This window comes from Amycolatopsis sp. NPDC051372 (assembly GCF_040682095.1).
GTDB lineage: Bacteria > Actinomycetota > Actinomycetes > Mycobacteriales > Pseudonocardiaceae > Amycolatopsis.
On record NZ_JBFBAF010000026.1, the window covers coordinates 1 to 14,582 of the forward strand.

General features: G+C 64.3%; 11 protein-coding genes and 2 pseudogenes. 12 read left to right on the forward strand and 1 reads right to left on the reverse strand.

Translation table 11 applies throughout. The features are described 5' to 3' along the window. Positions 1-208 precede the first annotated feature (208 nt). The 12 genes and pseudogenes from AB0M56_RS33490 to AB0M56_RS33545 all read left to right on the forward strand — a co-directional run. Positions 209-698, forward strand: a pseudogene (locus AB0M56_RS33490) (transposase family protein); the annotation flags it as partial. A gap of 278 nt (positions 699-976) precedes the next feature. Continuing rightward, on the forward strand, positions 977-1,213 hold the full coding sequence (locus tag AB0M56_RS33495) for a hypothetical protein (protein WP_364183555.1): 237 nt from the start codon (positions 977-979) through the stop codon (positions 1,211-1,213). A gap of 115 nt (positions 1,214-1,328) precedes the next feature. Next, the gene (locus AB0M56_RS33500) at positions 1,329-1,619 is read left to right on the forward strand and encodes a hypothetical protein (RefSeq protein ID WP_364183558.1); all 291 of its coding nucleotides are present in this window, start codon (positions 1,329-1,331) and stop codon (positions 1,617-1,619) included. Positions 1,620-2,608: 989 nt separating this feature from the next. Continuing rightward, positions 2,609-4,243: a restriction endonuclease gene (locus tag AB0M56_RS33505; protein ID WP_364183560.1), complete on the forward strand. Its 1,635-nt coding sequence runs from the start codon at positions 2,609-2,611 to the stop codon at positions 4,241-4,243. Positions 4,244-4,299: 56 nt separating this feature from the next. Continuing rightward, positions 4,300-5,079, forward strand: a complete 780-nt coding sequence (locus tag AB0M56_RS33510) for a transposase family protein (RefSeq protein ID WP_364183563.1) — start codon at positions 4,300-4,302, stop codon at positions 5,077-5,079. Between the two features lie 202 nt (positions 5,080-5,281). Next, the gene (locus AB0M56_RS33515) at positions 5,282-5,482 is read left to right on the forward strand and encodes a hypothetical protein (RefSeq protein ID WP_364183934.1); all 201 of its coding nucleotides are present in this window, start codon (positions 5,282-5,284) and stop codon (positions 5,480-5,482) included. Between the two features lie 159 nt (positions 5,483-5,641). Further along, positions 5,642-6,367: an NUDIX hydrolase gene (locus AB0M56_RS33520; RefSeq protein ID WP_364183566.1), complete on the forward strand. Its 726-nt coding sequence runs from the start codon at positions 5,642-5,644 to the stop codon at positions 6,365-6,367. Between the two features lie 17 nt (positions 6,368-6,384). Next, a pseudogene (locus tag AB0M56_RS33525) lies at positions 6,385-6,657 on the forward strand (purine phosphorylase); the annotation flags it as partial. Between the two features lie 199 nt (positions 6,658-6,856). Continuing rightward, positions 6,857-7,498: a hypothetical protein gene (locus AB0M56_RS33530; protein WP_364183937.1), complete on the forward strand. Its 642-nt coding sequence runs from the start codon at positions 6,857-6,859 to the stop codon at positions 7,496-7,498. Beyond that, on the forward strand, positions 7,495-9,486 hold the full coding sequence (locus tag AB0M56_RS33535) for a hypothetical protein (RefSeq protein ID WP_220239936.1): 1,992 nt from the start codon (positions 7,495-7,497) through the stop codon (positions 9,484-9,486). Before AB0M56_RS33530 ends, AB0M56_RS33535 begins: the two co-directional genes overlap by 4 nt. 382 nt (positions 9,487-9,868) lie before the next feature. Continuing rightward, positions 9,869-11,689 (forward strand): recombinase family protein, encoded by a 1,821-nt coding sequence (locus tag AB0M56_RS33540; RefSeq protein ID WP_364183569.1) that lies wholly within the window; start codon positions 9,869-9,871, stop codon positions 11,687-11,689. Between the two features lie 312 nt (positions 11,690-12,001). Continuing rightward, a complete protein-coding gene (locus AB0M56_RS33545) occupies positions 12,002-13,372 on the forward strand; it encodes a Shedu anti-phage system protein SduA domain-containing protein (protein WP_364183572.1) in 1,371 nt (456 codons plus the stop codon). On the opposite strand, the gene AB0M56_RS33550 is transcribed toward AB0M56_RS33545, so the two are convergent. Beyond that, a protein-coding gene (locus AB0M56_RS33550; protein WP_364183575.1) for an IS3 family transposase occupies positions 13,347-14,581 on the reverse strand; the annotation gives its coding sequence in 2 pieces (ribosomal slippage) (positions 13,347-14,302 and positions 14,302-14,581; 1,236 coding nt in all). The two genes, AB0M56_RS33545 and AB0M56_RS33550, sit on opposite strands and share 26 nt — an antisense overlap. Position 14,582: the final 1 nt, after the last annotated feature.

The window sequence follows — 14,582 nt, forward strand, 5'->3', positions numbered from 1 at the left end:
CCGTGCCGCGAACCGTCCCGTGAACGCCGCGAAACCAGCCGACCAGTCCGTCACCATCTCCAACACGCAAGATCAACTACACGACCGTCGAAACGAACCATAACCGACACGCCCAGTCGGCACATCACGATCTGTCGTTGCAGTACTAAGGGATGTCTCGTAACCCGGTGTCGGGCTGGCTGGGTCGGTAGTTGATCCTGTCGGTGTGGTGCAGGTGATCACAGCGTCGCGGCCGGAGTGGATTGCCCCGTTCACCGGGCGGGAACCGGGTCAGCTCCGCAAGCCGATACGGCTGGTTGCCAAGCGGGGGAAACAAGACCGTGGACGGACGGCCGGGCCGGCAGTGGGCATTGCCCCTGGCAGACCGGGTTCTACTGGTCGCGACCTAGTGGCGGAAGAACCTGAAATGCGCCAGATCGGCCCGCTGTTCGGGGCATCGCACTCCGCCGCGCACCGGGGGAAGCGACACGATCGGCCCGCTGCTGGCGCTGGCCCCGGTCCGCAAACGCCGGATCGATGCAGTCGCGATCGTGGACAGCACTCTGGTCCCGACCCGGGATCACCGGCTGACCACCCCGTCGAAGAACTACCGCTACTCGAGCAATGTGCAGGTCGCCATCGACGCCGAGACCAGATTGGTGATCGCCACCGGCAATCCGCAACCGGGCAGCCGCAACGACTGCACCGCCTACCACGACCGACGTCGGCTGGGAACAGATCAAGAACACCACCGTCGCCTGGGGCCAGCCGTGCGCGGGACGTGGCTGCTGATCACCCGCCCCGGCGTCACCGCCGCCGACGAGCAACCGCTGCCGCGCACCTTCCGCCGCCGGGCCGAGGGCGAGGGCTACAACCCCCACGCCGTGCGCGTCGTGCGGATCCACGATCGCGCCGACACCCCACAGCACGAGCAGCACGCCGAACGCAGCTACCAGGTCCCGGTGGACCGTTCGCGGGCATTGGCGCAAACCCGCACGTGAAGGGCCCAGCGGAGGCCCCGCTGCGCACCGGCGAGACCGTGTACCTCCTGGGCGGCGCGGGCTCCGCTGCACCCGAACATCCGCCGACGGGGGACGTGATGTTCTCGGCCTGGCCGAGAACGCGCCCAAGAACCTCGATCTCCACCCCGATTCCCGCGTTCGCCCGGATCGCCGGCCAGCTCGTGCTCATCGGCTGGGCCTTCTGGCACGCCGTTCCGCTGCTGTGGCCCTGACCTCGACGATCTGCGTGCAACTGCCCCTTGCGGGGTGATTGCTGGAGAAAGTTCGGCGGGGCGAGTAGAGGTCCCAACAAACCGAGGTTGGCGCGTCGGTCGGGGCGGCGAGCCCATGCTCGCCGTCGTTCCCGGCCCCGCATCCGATGACAACGACTGCCCAGCTACGAGCAATGCGTCGTTGATCGACCAGATGGTCCGCGAGGGGCGCACGCCGACTGTTGGCCGAGAAGCACTCCAGGCAGAGGTTGGCGCCGCCATCGCCGCGTTCGCCGACAAACGCGACGAGCACGGCCATCGCTTGTTCGTGCGTAACGGCTGCCACCGGCCCCGCGAGGTACTGACCCGCGCCGGCTCGGTGGCGGTGACCGCCCCCGCGAGTCACCGACAGGCGCGACGGCCCTGAAACGAGCAGACGCCAGCGGTTCGCCTCGGCGACCTGCCGTGCCGAGGCCGACAGTCGGCGAAGGCAAGATGGCGTTCTACGATAATTCGGCCGAGCCCTGGATCCATCTCCCCACCGCCATCCCGATCGAGCTGGCCTTCACCACGGTGCGGCCCGCACGACGTCACCAAGGGCCCGGCTTCATGGGCTGCAGGATTGGCTGATCGCGTTCAACCTCATCGAGTCTGCCCAGGTCCGCTGGCAGGCGGTCGCGCATTTCTCACCCGAGGTTGACGGCTCCGGCTATGTGACTAATGCGCGCGTCCGCAAGGGTCTTGAACCCCCGCACCGCTGAGCAGCGCATCTTCTCACCATAAGCTACGGCTTGCAGATAAAACTCCTGGTCAGGGAACTACCTAAGTGTCCGAGGACGATCTTGCACGCTAACCACACGCCTCCAGCTCTCTGATTGAGCCATCGCAACTCTCGGGCGGTGTCGGTGGTGCCCGGCCTAACGGTGAGGGGTCGACGGAGTGGCCGACGGAGTAGCTGCGCCCGGATCGACTGGCAGGGCGATCACCCACTGACGCCGCTCGACTCGCCGGCAGCGGCCTGGCCGGCCTGCGCGTTCCGCATGAGCATCAACGGGTTTTCGCAGGTCAACAGCTTCCCGAAGACGGACCGGACCAGGACCTAAGATCGCCCGATGAAGTACGGCAGAATTTCCGAGACACTGTCGCTCCATTGCCGAATATGCCCTCTCCCGGATCGCGTGACGGCGGCCCTCGGCGAGATGACCCGCTTCCACAACGAGTCGGGCTTGCTCTTCGATCATCGCGCGACCCGCCCGCCTTCGGTGCCAAGCGTCATGACCAGCCCACAGCACCAGGATCGCTACCTTCGAAGCCCGACGAGCCCGCATGCACCTGCTGGAGGGTCACGATGGATCTCGCTTTAGGATGACTCAGCGATGGACCGAGTAGCAGCATGCTGGTAGCCGAGGAGGACCCGTGTCAGAGTTCGAAGTCGAGGTCAGCGTCGAACATGCTCATCTCAGCGAACTCTGCTCTATGTACTGGGCCACCAACGAGGACGGTTCCTTCACCCACACCGTGAAGACAGTAGGAGAACGATTCGGCCAACCCGCACACAAAGTAAGCAAGATTGTTTCCGAAGCTTGCTTTGCTCGCTCGAATAATCAACGCTGCGGGACGTGCGACGAAGGATTCATCTATCGGTCACGATCAGACTGGGCTTCCAGAGGGCGTTTCATCTCTAATCGATGTGGAACATGCATCGACGCAGAGAGGCGTCGAAAAGAAGAAGAACGCGAGCAGGCGAACTTCGCCATGAGAGAAGCTGTCCTCGCCAACTATAAGGTGGAAGACGCAGGCTCCCTGCCTCGCGCCGAGGATCTTGACTTACCCGTAGCTTTAGCCTTGGCGGCTCTACTTGAAGACGCCGAGGAGGTCTCCGATGGAACCACCACCCCCGCCATAGATCGCACTGATCGACTAACTCCGACACCGGACTATGACTTCAAATTGCTAGAAATGTTAGTCAATCAACGCCTTCTGCGGGTGCACCCATCTTCGCCACTAGACTCTTTTGCCTGGAACGACGATGGTACTTTAAAAAATGCACACTATCCGACGTTGGTATCTTACTACCTGCCGGGCATTGGCACTCTCAAAGAGCGCGCGGAAGCATACCTGAGAAACTTTTCTTCAGTAGTTTCTCGCGAAAACTGGCCCGACCTGTGGGTTGATCAATTTTCTGAGTTTTGGTTCGATGTCGCCGTGTCAGAATGTAAATCCTACTTGGTGCACATGCTTCAGCTACATGGACTCGACTTCACGCCAGGCCAAAAAACAGATGACGTGTTCCGCCGTGCCCTGAAATGGTATTCAATCGGCCAAGTTTACTACTTCATCTGGCGAGCGGCAAGAGACAGCGTCGCCTATCGAGCAAGGGATAAGGTCCCAGCTAAACAAGCTGCCAATAGCGCGATAACCAGGATTTCAGGAGATGTTGACCGCGCATATGCTCAGGGTTGGCAAGTAAGCGTCTATCGACGAGACTCCCGTCTTCCAATGTCTATGTTGTCTCATATTCTTTTTTCCCGCGCACTCAAGCTCGACGACCCCATGACATACTCGCCCGTAGACCTACCCGTTAGAAGGGCTGGCTTTGAACTCTCTTGGCAGAATATCGCATCGGATACGTTTGAACGCCTCATCTTCCAACTGGTAGTCGAGACTGAGGGTTACGAAAATGTCGACTGGCTTATGCACACAAATGCGCCTGATCACGGTCGAGATATAAGTGCAACGCGACTACGCCGTGACCCACTGAGTGGCCACAGCTCACAAAGAGTGGCAATCCAGTGCAAACATTGGCTCAGTCGAGCAGTTCGTGATTTTGACGTAAATCAAGCCATAGTCAGTATTAGCCACTGGGAAGACCCTCCTTTCGATGTTGTTGTTATTGCGACAAGCGGGCGCTTCACATCCGACGCCGTCGCCTGGATTGAACGTCACAACTCTCGCGGCGAAAGACCGAGCATCGAGGTGTGGAACGACGCACGATTAGAATTCCTACTAAACGAACGCCCGCATCTCATTCGGAGTTACGAGTTGCGCTAAGGGATGTCTCGTAACCCGGTGTGGGTCGGTTGGGGGTGTTGGTTGATCATGGTGTGGTGCAGGTGATCTCGGCGTCGCGGTCGGAGTGGATTGCCCCGTTCACGGGGTTGGAGCCGGGGCAGTTCCGGAAGCTGGTGCGGGTCGTGGCGAACCGTGGCGGTGCCGAGATCGCGGATGGTCGACCTGGTCGTCAGTGGCGTCTGGACCTGGCCGATCGTGTGCTGCTGGTCGCGACGTACTGGCGGACGAACCTGACGATGCGCCAGATCGGGCCGCTGTTCGGGGTGTCGCATTCGGCGGCGCATCGAGTGATCGACACGATCGGGCCACTGCTGGCGCTGGCCCCGGTGCGCAGGCGGCGGATCGACGCGGTCGCGATCGTGGACGGCACCCTGGTGCCGACACGGGATCATCGGCTGGCGGCCCCGTCGAAAAACTACCGGTATTCGGCGAATGTGCAGGTCGCCATCGACGCGGACACCCGGTTGGTGATCGCCACCGGCGACGCGCATCCAGGCAACCGCAACGACTGCACCGTCTACCGCGACTCCGGAATCGAGCAGGAACTGGCGGGACGTCCGGTGATGGCCGACGGCGGCTACCAAGGCAACTCCGAGGTGATCATGCCCTACCGCAAACCTCGCAACGGCAGCGATCTGCCGGACTGGAAGGAAGACCTCAACGCCGGCCACCGCAAGATCCGTGCCCGCGTCGAGCACGCCCTGGCACGGATGAAGTGCTGGAAAATCCTGCGCGACTACCGCCGCGCCGCCAGCACGCTCAACGACACCGTCTCCGGCATCGCCCACCTCCACAACATCCTCCTCACCGACTGATCCACAACACCAGCCCCACCAACCACAACGCCAGTTACGAGACATCCCTTAGCGTCGGCGAGGACGTTGCCAAATTACAATTCGACTCGGCGGACCGAGCCGCAGGGGGCACACATGTAGGTCTCCTGCGGTAGCCCTTCATCGGCGAGATCAGAATCGGCATCGGCTTGCCGACGGCTGGCAAGGCAGCTCGGTACGAGCGATCTTGGACAACCCGCGATACACCGGCTATGCCATCTTCGGGCGCTGGACGAAACACGAGACGTTGCTTGACCCGGAGGACGTTGCCGCGGGCCACGTGGTGGGTTCAAGCGCGCTGCGGCAGACCGGATTGAAATGGCTTCTGAGCTGTGGGCTTCACTGTGGTGGGGATCGTCAGCTGTCGCCGGGTACGTCGGGGTGAGTCGACGTGACGGCGGAGTTGGCGCGGGAGCGCACTGGCTTCCGCTCGAACGGCGGAACGCTTGGGCAGCGCGTGGTACTCGGCGTACTCGCTCACGGTATAGGAGTACCTCGAGTGACGCCTTTACTGTCATATAGACAGTAATCTACTATGGTTGCCATGGCTGATGATCACTGGACTCCGCCGCCGGTCTTGCTCGCAGTCGACTTGGTGATCTTCACCCTGCGCGAGTCGGCGCTGCAGGTGCTACTTGTGGAACGCGGCATCGAGCCGTTCAAGGGCGCGTTCGCACTGCCTGGCGGGTTTCTCGCCGACGAGAACGAGGACGTCGTCGCCGCGGCGGGCCGGGAGTTGTACGAGGAAGCCGCTCTCGATGCGGCCGAGTTACATCTGGAACAGCTGGGCGCATACGGCACGCCGGGCCGGGACCCGCGAGGACGAGTCATTTCGGTGGCCTACCTCGCGATCGCGCCGCGCCTCCCGGAGCCGCAGGCAGGTACCGACGCCGCGCGCGCGGTCTGGGTGCCGATGCCGGAAATCCTCGACCGGAGGATCCGGCTCGCGTTCGACCACGAGCAGATCCTGAAAGAAGGCCTGGAACGAGCACGGGCGAAACTCGAGAGCACGTCACTGGCCACCGCGTTCTGCACGAGTCCGTTCACTATCAGTGACCTGCAGCAGGTGTACGAGGCTGTGTGGGGTGCCGAGCTGGATCCGCGGAACTTCTACCGCAAAGTGCAGGCCATCGACGGCTTTCTCGTGCCGGTCGGCGAGGAGCGGCGAGCCGGCCGCGGACGCCCAGCGAGGCTGTTCCACGTCGGCGAACGAGTGACTCTGTGGCCGCCGCTCGTGCGGCCCGCAATAGCCGCGGAAAGGGAGCAATGAGCGACGATCTGATCGTGATGCTGACCGCCTTCAACACGGAATATGAAGCGGTCCTGTCCAGGCTGAACGGCGTCGAGCAGCATTGGCACGACAAAGGCACGCTTTTCGAGATTGGCGCGGTCAAAGGTACTTCCTGTCGGATCGCGCTGGGCCTGGCGGGCAAAGGAAATCAGGCCGCTGCGACGCTGGCTGAACGTGCCATCGAGCACTTTTCCCCGGCAGCATTGCTCTTCGTCGGCGTGGCCGGCGCGTTGTGGGACACGCCGCTCGGGGACGTCGTGGTAGCCACACACCGTACAGGCGTATCACGGCGGTACAATCGAAGACGACGGGCTGAAGGCCCGCCCACGGGTATGGGAGATCGCGCACGACGTCAGCCAGGTCTCCCAGTACGTCGCCCGGACTCGCGAGTGGGAGCGCGATGTCGCGCCCGGGACGCAAGTGCATTTCGGTGTCATCGCTGCCGGCGAGGTCGTCCACAACTCTCGGTTGTCCGAGGAAGCGCGCTGGATCCGCCAGCACTACAACGACGCCATGGCGATCGAAATGGAGGCGGCCGGCGTCGCGCAGGCCGGCCACCTCAGTGGCTGCCCCATCGCGATCGTCCGGGGAATCAGCGACCTGGCCGACGGGGCCAAGAATTCGACTGCGGACTGGAATTGGCAGCCGGTGGCTGCCTCACACGCGGCGGCCTTTGCCGTGTGTCTTGCCGAGCAACTGATCCGAAAAGGGGAGTACCGGACCATGAACGAACGTACGACCGGGCATCGCGGCTCAGTGCACAACTACGCGGCCGGGCAGGTTGGTATCCAAGCGGTAAACGCCATCGGCAACACGGTGCATCAGAATTCCTCCGGGCCGATCGGCGGCACCCGGGATCTGGCGGCCGAACTGGTGGTCGTGCGAGCCGACCTCGACAGGGAGCGGGCTCGCGGACAGGTCGACGACGCGACTTACGGCGCGGCGTGCGCAGAACTCGACCAGGCCGACGTGGCGCTCGGGACGGACGGCCCGGAGCGCAAGGACAAAGTGGTGCTGGCGCTCAAACGCCTGGGCGGGCTGGTGTCCGATCTCGCCGAGCTGACTGCGAAGGTCACCGCCCTGATCGCCGCGGCCAAGGGGCTGGCATGACCGGAACTCCACCGGAGGGCACTCCCGAACCCGGCCACAACACCGGGATCAGAGGGCACAACGTCGTCAATTCAGTCGTCTACCAAGATTCCATCCACTACGACGTGTCGCCGGATTCGCCTCCATCGAAGAAGTACGAGGTCGGAGTCTCCTATCTCCGGGAGGGGTGCCCGTCGCTCGCCAGGAAGCTCATCGCCGATGCCAGGGCGAACGGCTACGACGGCGGGCAGGTCCGGTTTCACATGATGCTCGCCTTGCTCAGCAAACGGTCATACCGCGACCTCGACGACGAAGAACGGCAACAGCTGGCCGCCTTGCCGCAGGCCACCCATAAACTGCCCGCCGACGAATGGACCCGTGCACTGGTCGCGGTGTCCGCAGTGCTGGCGTGCTATGAAGACCCCAGTCTCGACCCGGTCTCAGCGCGGCGGAAGCTGCACGGGGTCGCCGCGGAACAGCGCCAGGAGATCACCAAGCATCTCGACCTCGTGCTCACCGCGAGCCTCCGCGAAAGCCTGTGGGCCGAGACTCGGCAGAACGCCGAGGTCAGCCGGCTCGCCGGCGGACGGCTGGACCGGGTCTGGGCATACTTCCATCCCATCCCGGCCAAACCGAGAGCGCGGCTGGTGTCGCCGTCGACAGTCAGCGCACGCGACCGCGTCCGAGCAGCGCTCGGCACCCTCGTCGCGGTCGGCATGCTGGGTTATCTGGGGCGGACCATCCTGTCGAGCGGGCAAGCGCTGCCGATTCTCGCCTACGTGCTGCTCGTTGCGCTCGGGGTCGTCGCCGCGCGCACCGGGCTGGAGTGGCGGCATCTCGCGGGACGGCTGGCTGCGAAGCAACGGGCCTTTTCTCGCTTTGGTGCCCGCGCGTATTACGACGAGCCGGGGTTTGCTCGGAGCGTCGACCACGAGGTCAGGTATTACTTCGGGAAGTTCGTGCCGCACGGCATCGAGCGGGAAGCATGGCTGCGGGAGAGCGCGGGATTCCAAGCGGCGCTGCGCAATGAACTTGTCGACATCTACCGGGAAACCAGGACAGAGGCCAGCCGGGTGCACTGGCTGATCCGCTTCCACGCGCGGGACGCACGAAAGCGCTGGAAGCACGGCACCTTGTTCGACTACCGCGAGCAGTACCGCGTTCGGCCGGTTACGCAGATGTCCTGTGTGTTGTCATGCGTTGCCGTGCTTGCTGGTAGCTTGTACGTCGGGTCGGTCGCTGTCCGAATCGAGATCTTACCCAACGCCGCAGCGGCGGTGCTGGCTTTCGCCGGGGCCTGGGCGGCCGTTTCGGGCTGGGGACACATCTTGTGCGAGCGCCGCCGGATCAGCGACCAGGAAAGGGAACGGGAGCGGATATTTGCGGCCAGGAAGGATGAATACCGTCGGTGGTCTCAAAAGCTGGATAATACCCGGCCCAGTGAAGAGGAGATGGAGGACTGGCTCAGTTATGATCGCATCATGGTCCTCGACAAGGCCCTGTCGCACTACAAGCTGGCCTGGCGAGACGTGCTCGCATATGCGTTCCTGCAGACCCCCGGAGACCACTCCAAACGAGCACGGGTGCGCAACGGGCCCTGGCGGTATTCGAAATACGACCTCCGGCTTTTTCTGATCACTGTCGACGGAGTGCGGGAATGCATGGCCGAACTCGACTTCGAACGGGTCCGATTCGGCGACGAAGCGCGCACCAACTATCGCTTCGACGCGGTGTCGTCGGTGCACGTCGAAATCACCGACGAGCTGCGGCACGCCCTGGAACTTACCTTGATGAACGGACAGCCGCGCCAGATCCGAGTGATCGATGACCAAGTGGGCGTCGGAGAGGGCGAGGATCCCAAGAAGATGGCCGACCTGAACCTCGATAACGCGGGCTTCAAGCACACGCTGCACATCCTGGAAGGAATTGCCGCGGAAGGAAAAGGCTGGATCGACCGGGATCCGGACATCAGGGCGCAGCGCCGCGCCGGCGTGCCCGGCGGAGCCTGAGCTGGCCCGGCATGGTCCGGTTGAAAGGGCAACCGCGAAGCACCAGTAACCGCAATCAGCACTCGTTCTGGAGACGCGCGTAGACGGCGCAGGCAAGGTGGTGGGGAGCGGATCACGCTGGCGGGTTCCTCGCGTGGCCGAGCACGCTGCGCTCGGCCACGCCTCGACCGTCCAGAGCGACCGGGGCCTCGCCGCATACACGAGGCACTTCGGCGCCGGGCAGCCATCGTCGACCAGGTACCACTTCAGTGCCTGCGCGGTGATGACGATTTCGTCGCGCGGCAGGCGCAGGGCTCCGTGAACTCCCGACCGGGCGTGGGTGGTAGCGGCAGCCGCCGTCGCGCGGGACCGCACCTGCCTAGATGTAGCCCCTCACCAGCGGATGGTGTCGGGGCGATGCGATAGTCGCATATCAGCACCATGTCCACCTGGCTCCGACAGCGGGCCACGGACAGCGGCGGTCAACGGCTCGCTGAGATCCCCACCCACGCAGAACGCCGTCCCGGTGGCGCGCACCACCGCCTTTGGACAGCGCGTCGGTCGTCGAAGGATCGCGCGATCGTTGCTCTGTTCGGGCGGTGGTCGCTCGTCTGTCGTCATCGGTCAGTCCCTGCGCGGTTTCGGTTTCGGACCGACGGAGGGAGCTGCGGTGGGCGGATTGACTGGTGCGGGGTTTGCCGGGGCTGTGGCTGCTCGGCGTGGTGTGGCGCGTGCGTCTGACCGGGCGCCAGAAGGTGCGCGGTTTGCGTTTTACGGGCGGATGTCGACCAGTGAGTTCCAAGACCCGCGGACGTCTCGTGCCTGGCAGCGCGCGGTCGCGGATGAGCTGGTCGAGGGTGTCGGCGAGGTCGTAGTCGAGTTCTTCGATGAGGGCCGGTCGCGGCGGTGGTCGTGGCCGGAGCGTCCGGCGGCGTCTGAGTTGTTGGCCGCTGCGGAGAGCCCGGATCGTGCGTTTGATGCCGTGGTGGTGGGTGAGTACGAGCGGGCTTTCCACGGTAACGAGTTCCGAGAGGTGGTCGCTCGGCTAAATGCGGTGGGTGTGCGGGTGTGGTTGCCTGAGGCTGGCGGCCCGGTGGAGTTGGACAGTCCTGTTCATCGGGCGTTGATGACGCTGCTGGGCGCGCAGGCACAGCGTGAGGTTGTGCGGACTCGGCACCGGGTCATGGCAGCGATGCGTGCGCAGACACGGTTGCAGGGGCGTTTTCTTGGCGGTCGTCCTCCTTACGGGTATCGGTTGGCAGACGGTGGGCCTCATCCGAACGTGACCCACGCACGATGGGGTCGGCGTTTGCACAGGCTCGAGCCGGACCCGGCGACCTCGCGATGGGTGCGATGGATGTTCGCCGAGCGTGCCAGCGGCCGGTCGATCGCGTCGTTGGCGCGGGAGTTGAATGAGCGTGGTATTCCGTGCCCGTCGAGCGCGGATCCGGCGAGGAACTCGCATCGGTCGGGGGCGCGGTGGATTGCCCGCACCGTCGGGATGATCTTGGAGAACCCGAGGTACACCGGCCGGCAGGTCTGGAACCGTCAGACCACCCAAGGCCACGGCGCCGGTGGACGTCCGAGTGGTCGTGGCTCGGGCGCTGTGCGCTGGAATCTTGCGGGGGCGTGGGAGGTGTCCGAGCGTCTGGCTCATGCCCCGTTGGTCGACGAGGACACGTTCATCGCTGTCCAGCGGGTTCGCTCCGGGCGGCACACCAAGGATGGCGACACGCGCGAGTACGAGTTGTCCGGGTTGGTCGTTTGCGGGGTGTGCGGTCGTCGGCTGGAGGCGCACTGGGTTCATGGCCGCCCGGGGTATCGCTGCCGTCACGGCTACAGCACGGCCGCACCTCGGCCGGCTCATGGGCCACGCAATGTCTATGTGCGGGAGGATCACCTTCTGTTGACGTTGGCGGGCCTGCTTCACGAAAACGGACAGGCCGACGACCGCAGCCCGCGCGAGATGCGTGAGGACCTTCGTACCCGCGGGCTGGAGATCCTGTGCGGTCACGAGACTCGCGAACTTCGGCCGGCCGTCGCGCGGCAGGTCACCTACCCGCCACGACAACCGGATCAGCTGCCCCTCGAATTGGACTGCAGTCACCACACGGGCACGGCACCGGAGCACCGGACGGTGGCCGCTGACGGGCATCGCCGCGCATTCCCTGCAATCGGCGAGCGACCGATACCATCAGGCGGTGTTAGCCATGGACCGATATAGAGATTACCCCACGGATCTGAAGATTCGTGGGATAAAAGAGTGTCCGAGACGATCTTGCACGCTAACCACAACGCTCGAGGTCGGTTGATGGATCGCGTACACGCAGGTCAGCGCTAGTTGCGCGGCGACGGAGCGTGGTCCATCAGCAAGTGATCGAGCTGGGTGCCAGTCCGGTTCGGTTTCAGCGCCCGCTGCTGCTGGATAGGTGCGCCGAGGGCGCTGAGCTCGAACTCGGCTCTCGAACGTCCGGAAACCACTCGCAAAAGGGCCACCTGTTACCCGTCTTGGGCGGGTTGCGGAAAGATGAAGCCCGTGACTGCCCATGCCGCGGAAGAAGCCATCCGGGACCACTGGTCCGCCACCAACGACCTACGTCGCCGACGCGCATACCAACATCTGGAAGATGCGGTGGTCGACGAACTCGCGAGGTGTGGCGTCGACCGATCGACGATTCACACCAACCAATCGATGGCTCTCCCTGGTGGCTACCACCGCGCCGGGCGATCCTGGGACGTTCTCGTGATCGAGGACCAGATGCCCGTCGCCGGGATCGAGATCATCTCCATGCGTGGCTCGGCGTTCCGCAAGAACATCGGAAACAGGATGGACGACATCGTCGCTCGGGGTGCTGATGTCTCCCGCCCCTACGACCAGCCATCGGTTCGCGAACTGAAACCCGCCCTTGGCCTCCTGTATGTACTTGAAGATCAGGTAGCCACGACGTCGACCCCTCTTCCAGGACCGAGCGCGCCGGGCACCTCGCCAGAACCGCCGAAGCCGCCCGAAGACCAGCTCAGCGACTTCTTCCGGCGTGTCTTGCGTGACGGGATGTATGACTCAGCGTGTTTACTGGTGGCGACGCCTCCGCCCAACGTGACGGTGCGCGAGCCCGATCCCGAGATGGGATTCACCGACTTCGCTGAAAAGATCGCGGCGCGGATCAAGCAAGTGCGGACAGCCCGGCAGCAGACCAATGTCGGGGCCGCAGAGTTGGGCCGCCGCCTCGCACGACGCGACGACCTCGGAGAGGTTGTCGCGGGGTTAAGCTCGACTTCAGCCGGCCGGCTGGCGGTCGACCTCGACGTCATCCACCGCAGGCGCCGAGTGGTGGCAGCGCTGCGCGAGCTCGTCCTTGACCCGACCACCAAAGAGGAGACCGTCCAAAGCCTGATCGGTCGGAAATTCTGGATCTTCGGCGGGCAGTACGTCGGAGTACGCGAGCGACGCGATGGCGTCCTCCTTGACCAGTACGACATCCCGCTCATTTGCGCTGACCGCAGCATCCACGTGATCGAGCTCAAGCGGCCGGGCCACAGTCTCGTCAAGAAGCAGCGCAATCACCTGATCGTGTCGACCGACGTGCACGAAGCGATCGGACAGTGCATGAACTACCTCCGTGGTCTGGACGACCTGGGAACCTCGCTGCAGACCTATGAGCACAACGAGCTCGGCGTGAACTACGACTACCGACGGGCCAGGGGCACGGTGGTGATCGGGAATGCGGAGTTGGAGGCCACGGACGGGATCACGAGCGAACAGATCCACCAAACCATCAGGTCGTACAACGCGCACCTGACCCGAGTCCAGGTGCTAACGTACGACGATCTGGTCGACAGCGCTGCACGAGTGTCAAGTACCGGGTTTGGTGGAGACTGGATTAGTTGGTTTCCAGGGTTGCGGTGACTGGGTGGGTCATCGCGTGTAGTGCTTCGTATTCGGCGGGCGGCACGTGTCCGAGCTCGCCGTGCAGGCGTCGGTTGTTGTACCAGTCGATGTACTCGATGGTGGCGATCTCGAGGTCGTCGATGCCTCGCCACGGGCCCTTGTTGCGGACGAGTTCGGCCTTGTAGAGCGAGTTGAAACCCTCTGCCATCGCGTTGTCGTAGGAATCTCCTTTGCTGCCAACAGATGTGACAGCTTCGGCCTCGTCGAGTCGCTGGGTGTAGCGAAGCGCCCGGTACTGCACGCCGCGGTCGCTGTGGTGGACGAGCCCGGTCAGGTCCGCGTCGGCGGCCTGGCGGCGCCAGATGGCCATCTGCAGCGCGTCCAGCGCCAGATCCGTGTAGAGGCTGGTGGCGACCTGCCAGCCCACGATCAGGCGGGAGAAGACATCGAGCACGAACGCGGCGTAGACCCAGCCGGCGGTGGTGCGCACGTAGGTGATGTCCGCGACCCACAGTTCGTTGGCACGCGTGGCCGTGAAGTCCCGGTTCACCAGGTCAGCGGGCCTGCTGGTCTCCGTCGCTGGTCGTGTCGTGCGCGGAGACTTGTCGCGCAGCAGGCCGCGCAGTCCGTTCTCGCGCATGAGGCGCTCGACCGTGCACCGGGCCACGTCGACGCCCTCGCGGTGCAGCTCGGCCCAGACCTTCCTCGCCCCGTAGACGCCGTAGTTGTCCTGGTGCACCCGCTTGATCGTCCCGGTCAGCTCCCGGTCTCGTGCTGCACGCGCCGATTCCGGGCGGGAACGGGCCGCGTAGTACGTCGACGGTGCGATCTCGGCGGGCGTCTGCGCGAGCGCCTGCAGGACCGGCTGGACACCGTGTTCCTCCCGCTGGGAGTCGACGAACGCGACCTTCATCGCGACGGACGGTCCAGCTCCGCCGCAAAGAAACTGGCCGCTGACCTCAAGATCTGGTTCGCTCGCCGCAGCTCACGGTTCTCCCGTTCCAGCTGCGCGAGCCGCTCCGCATCGCTGGTCGTGGTGCCCGGCCGGTCCCCGGCATCGATCTCCGCGCGCTTGACCCAGGTCCGCAGTGCCTCGGGGTGGATCCCGAGCTGCTCGGCGATCCGCTTGATCGCACCAGTCGCCGCAGCCGGGTCCCGGCGCGCCTCCACGGCCATCCGGGTTGCCCGCTCACGCAGCTCGTCTGGGTACTTCTTCGGTGGGGCCATC

Bases quoted from the DNA above. Each gene is read 5' to 3' on its own strand.
- AB0M56_RS33500 (WP_364183558.1), top strand. From the start codon at position 1,329: ATGCTCGCCGTCGTTCCCGGCCCCGCATCCGATGACAACGACTGCCCA.
- AB0M56_RS33520 (WP_364183566.1), top strand. From the start codon at position 5,642: ATGGCTGATGATCACTGGACTCCGCCGCCGGTCTTGCTCGCAGTCGAC.
- AB0M56_RS33535 (WP_220239936.1), top strand. From the start codon at position 7,495: ATGACCGGAACTCCACCGGAGGGCACTCCCGAACCCGGCCACAACACC.
- AB0M56_RS33540 (WP_364183569.1), top strand. From the start codon at position 9,869: ATGGTGTCGGGGCGATGCGATAGTCGCATATCAGCACCATGTCCACCT.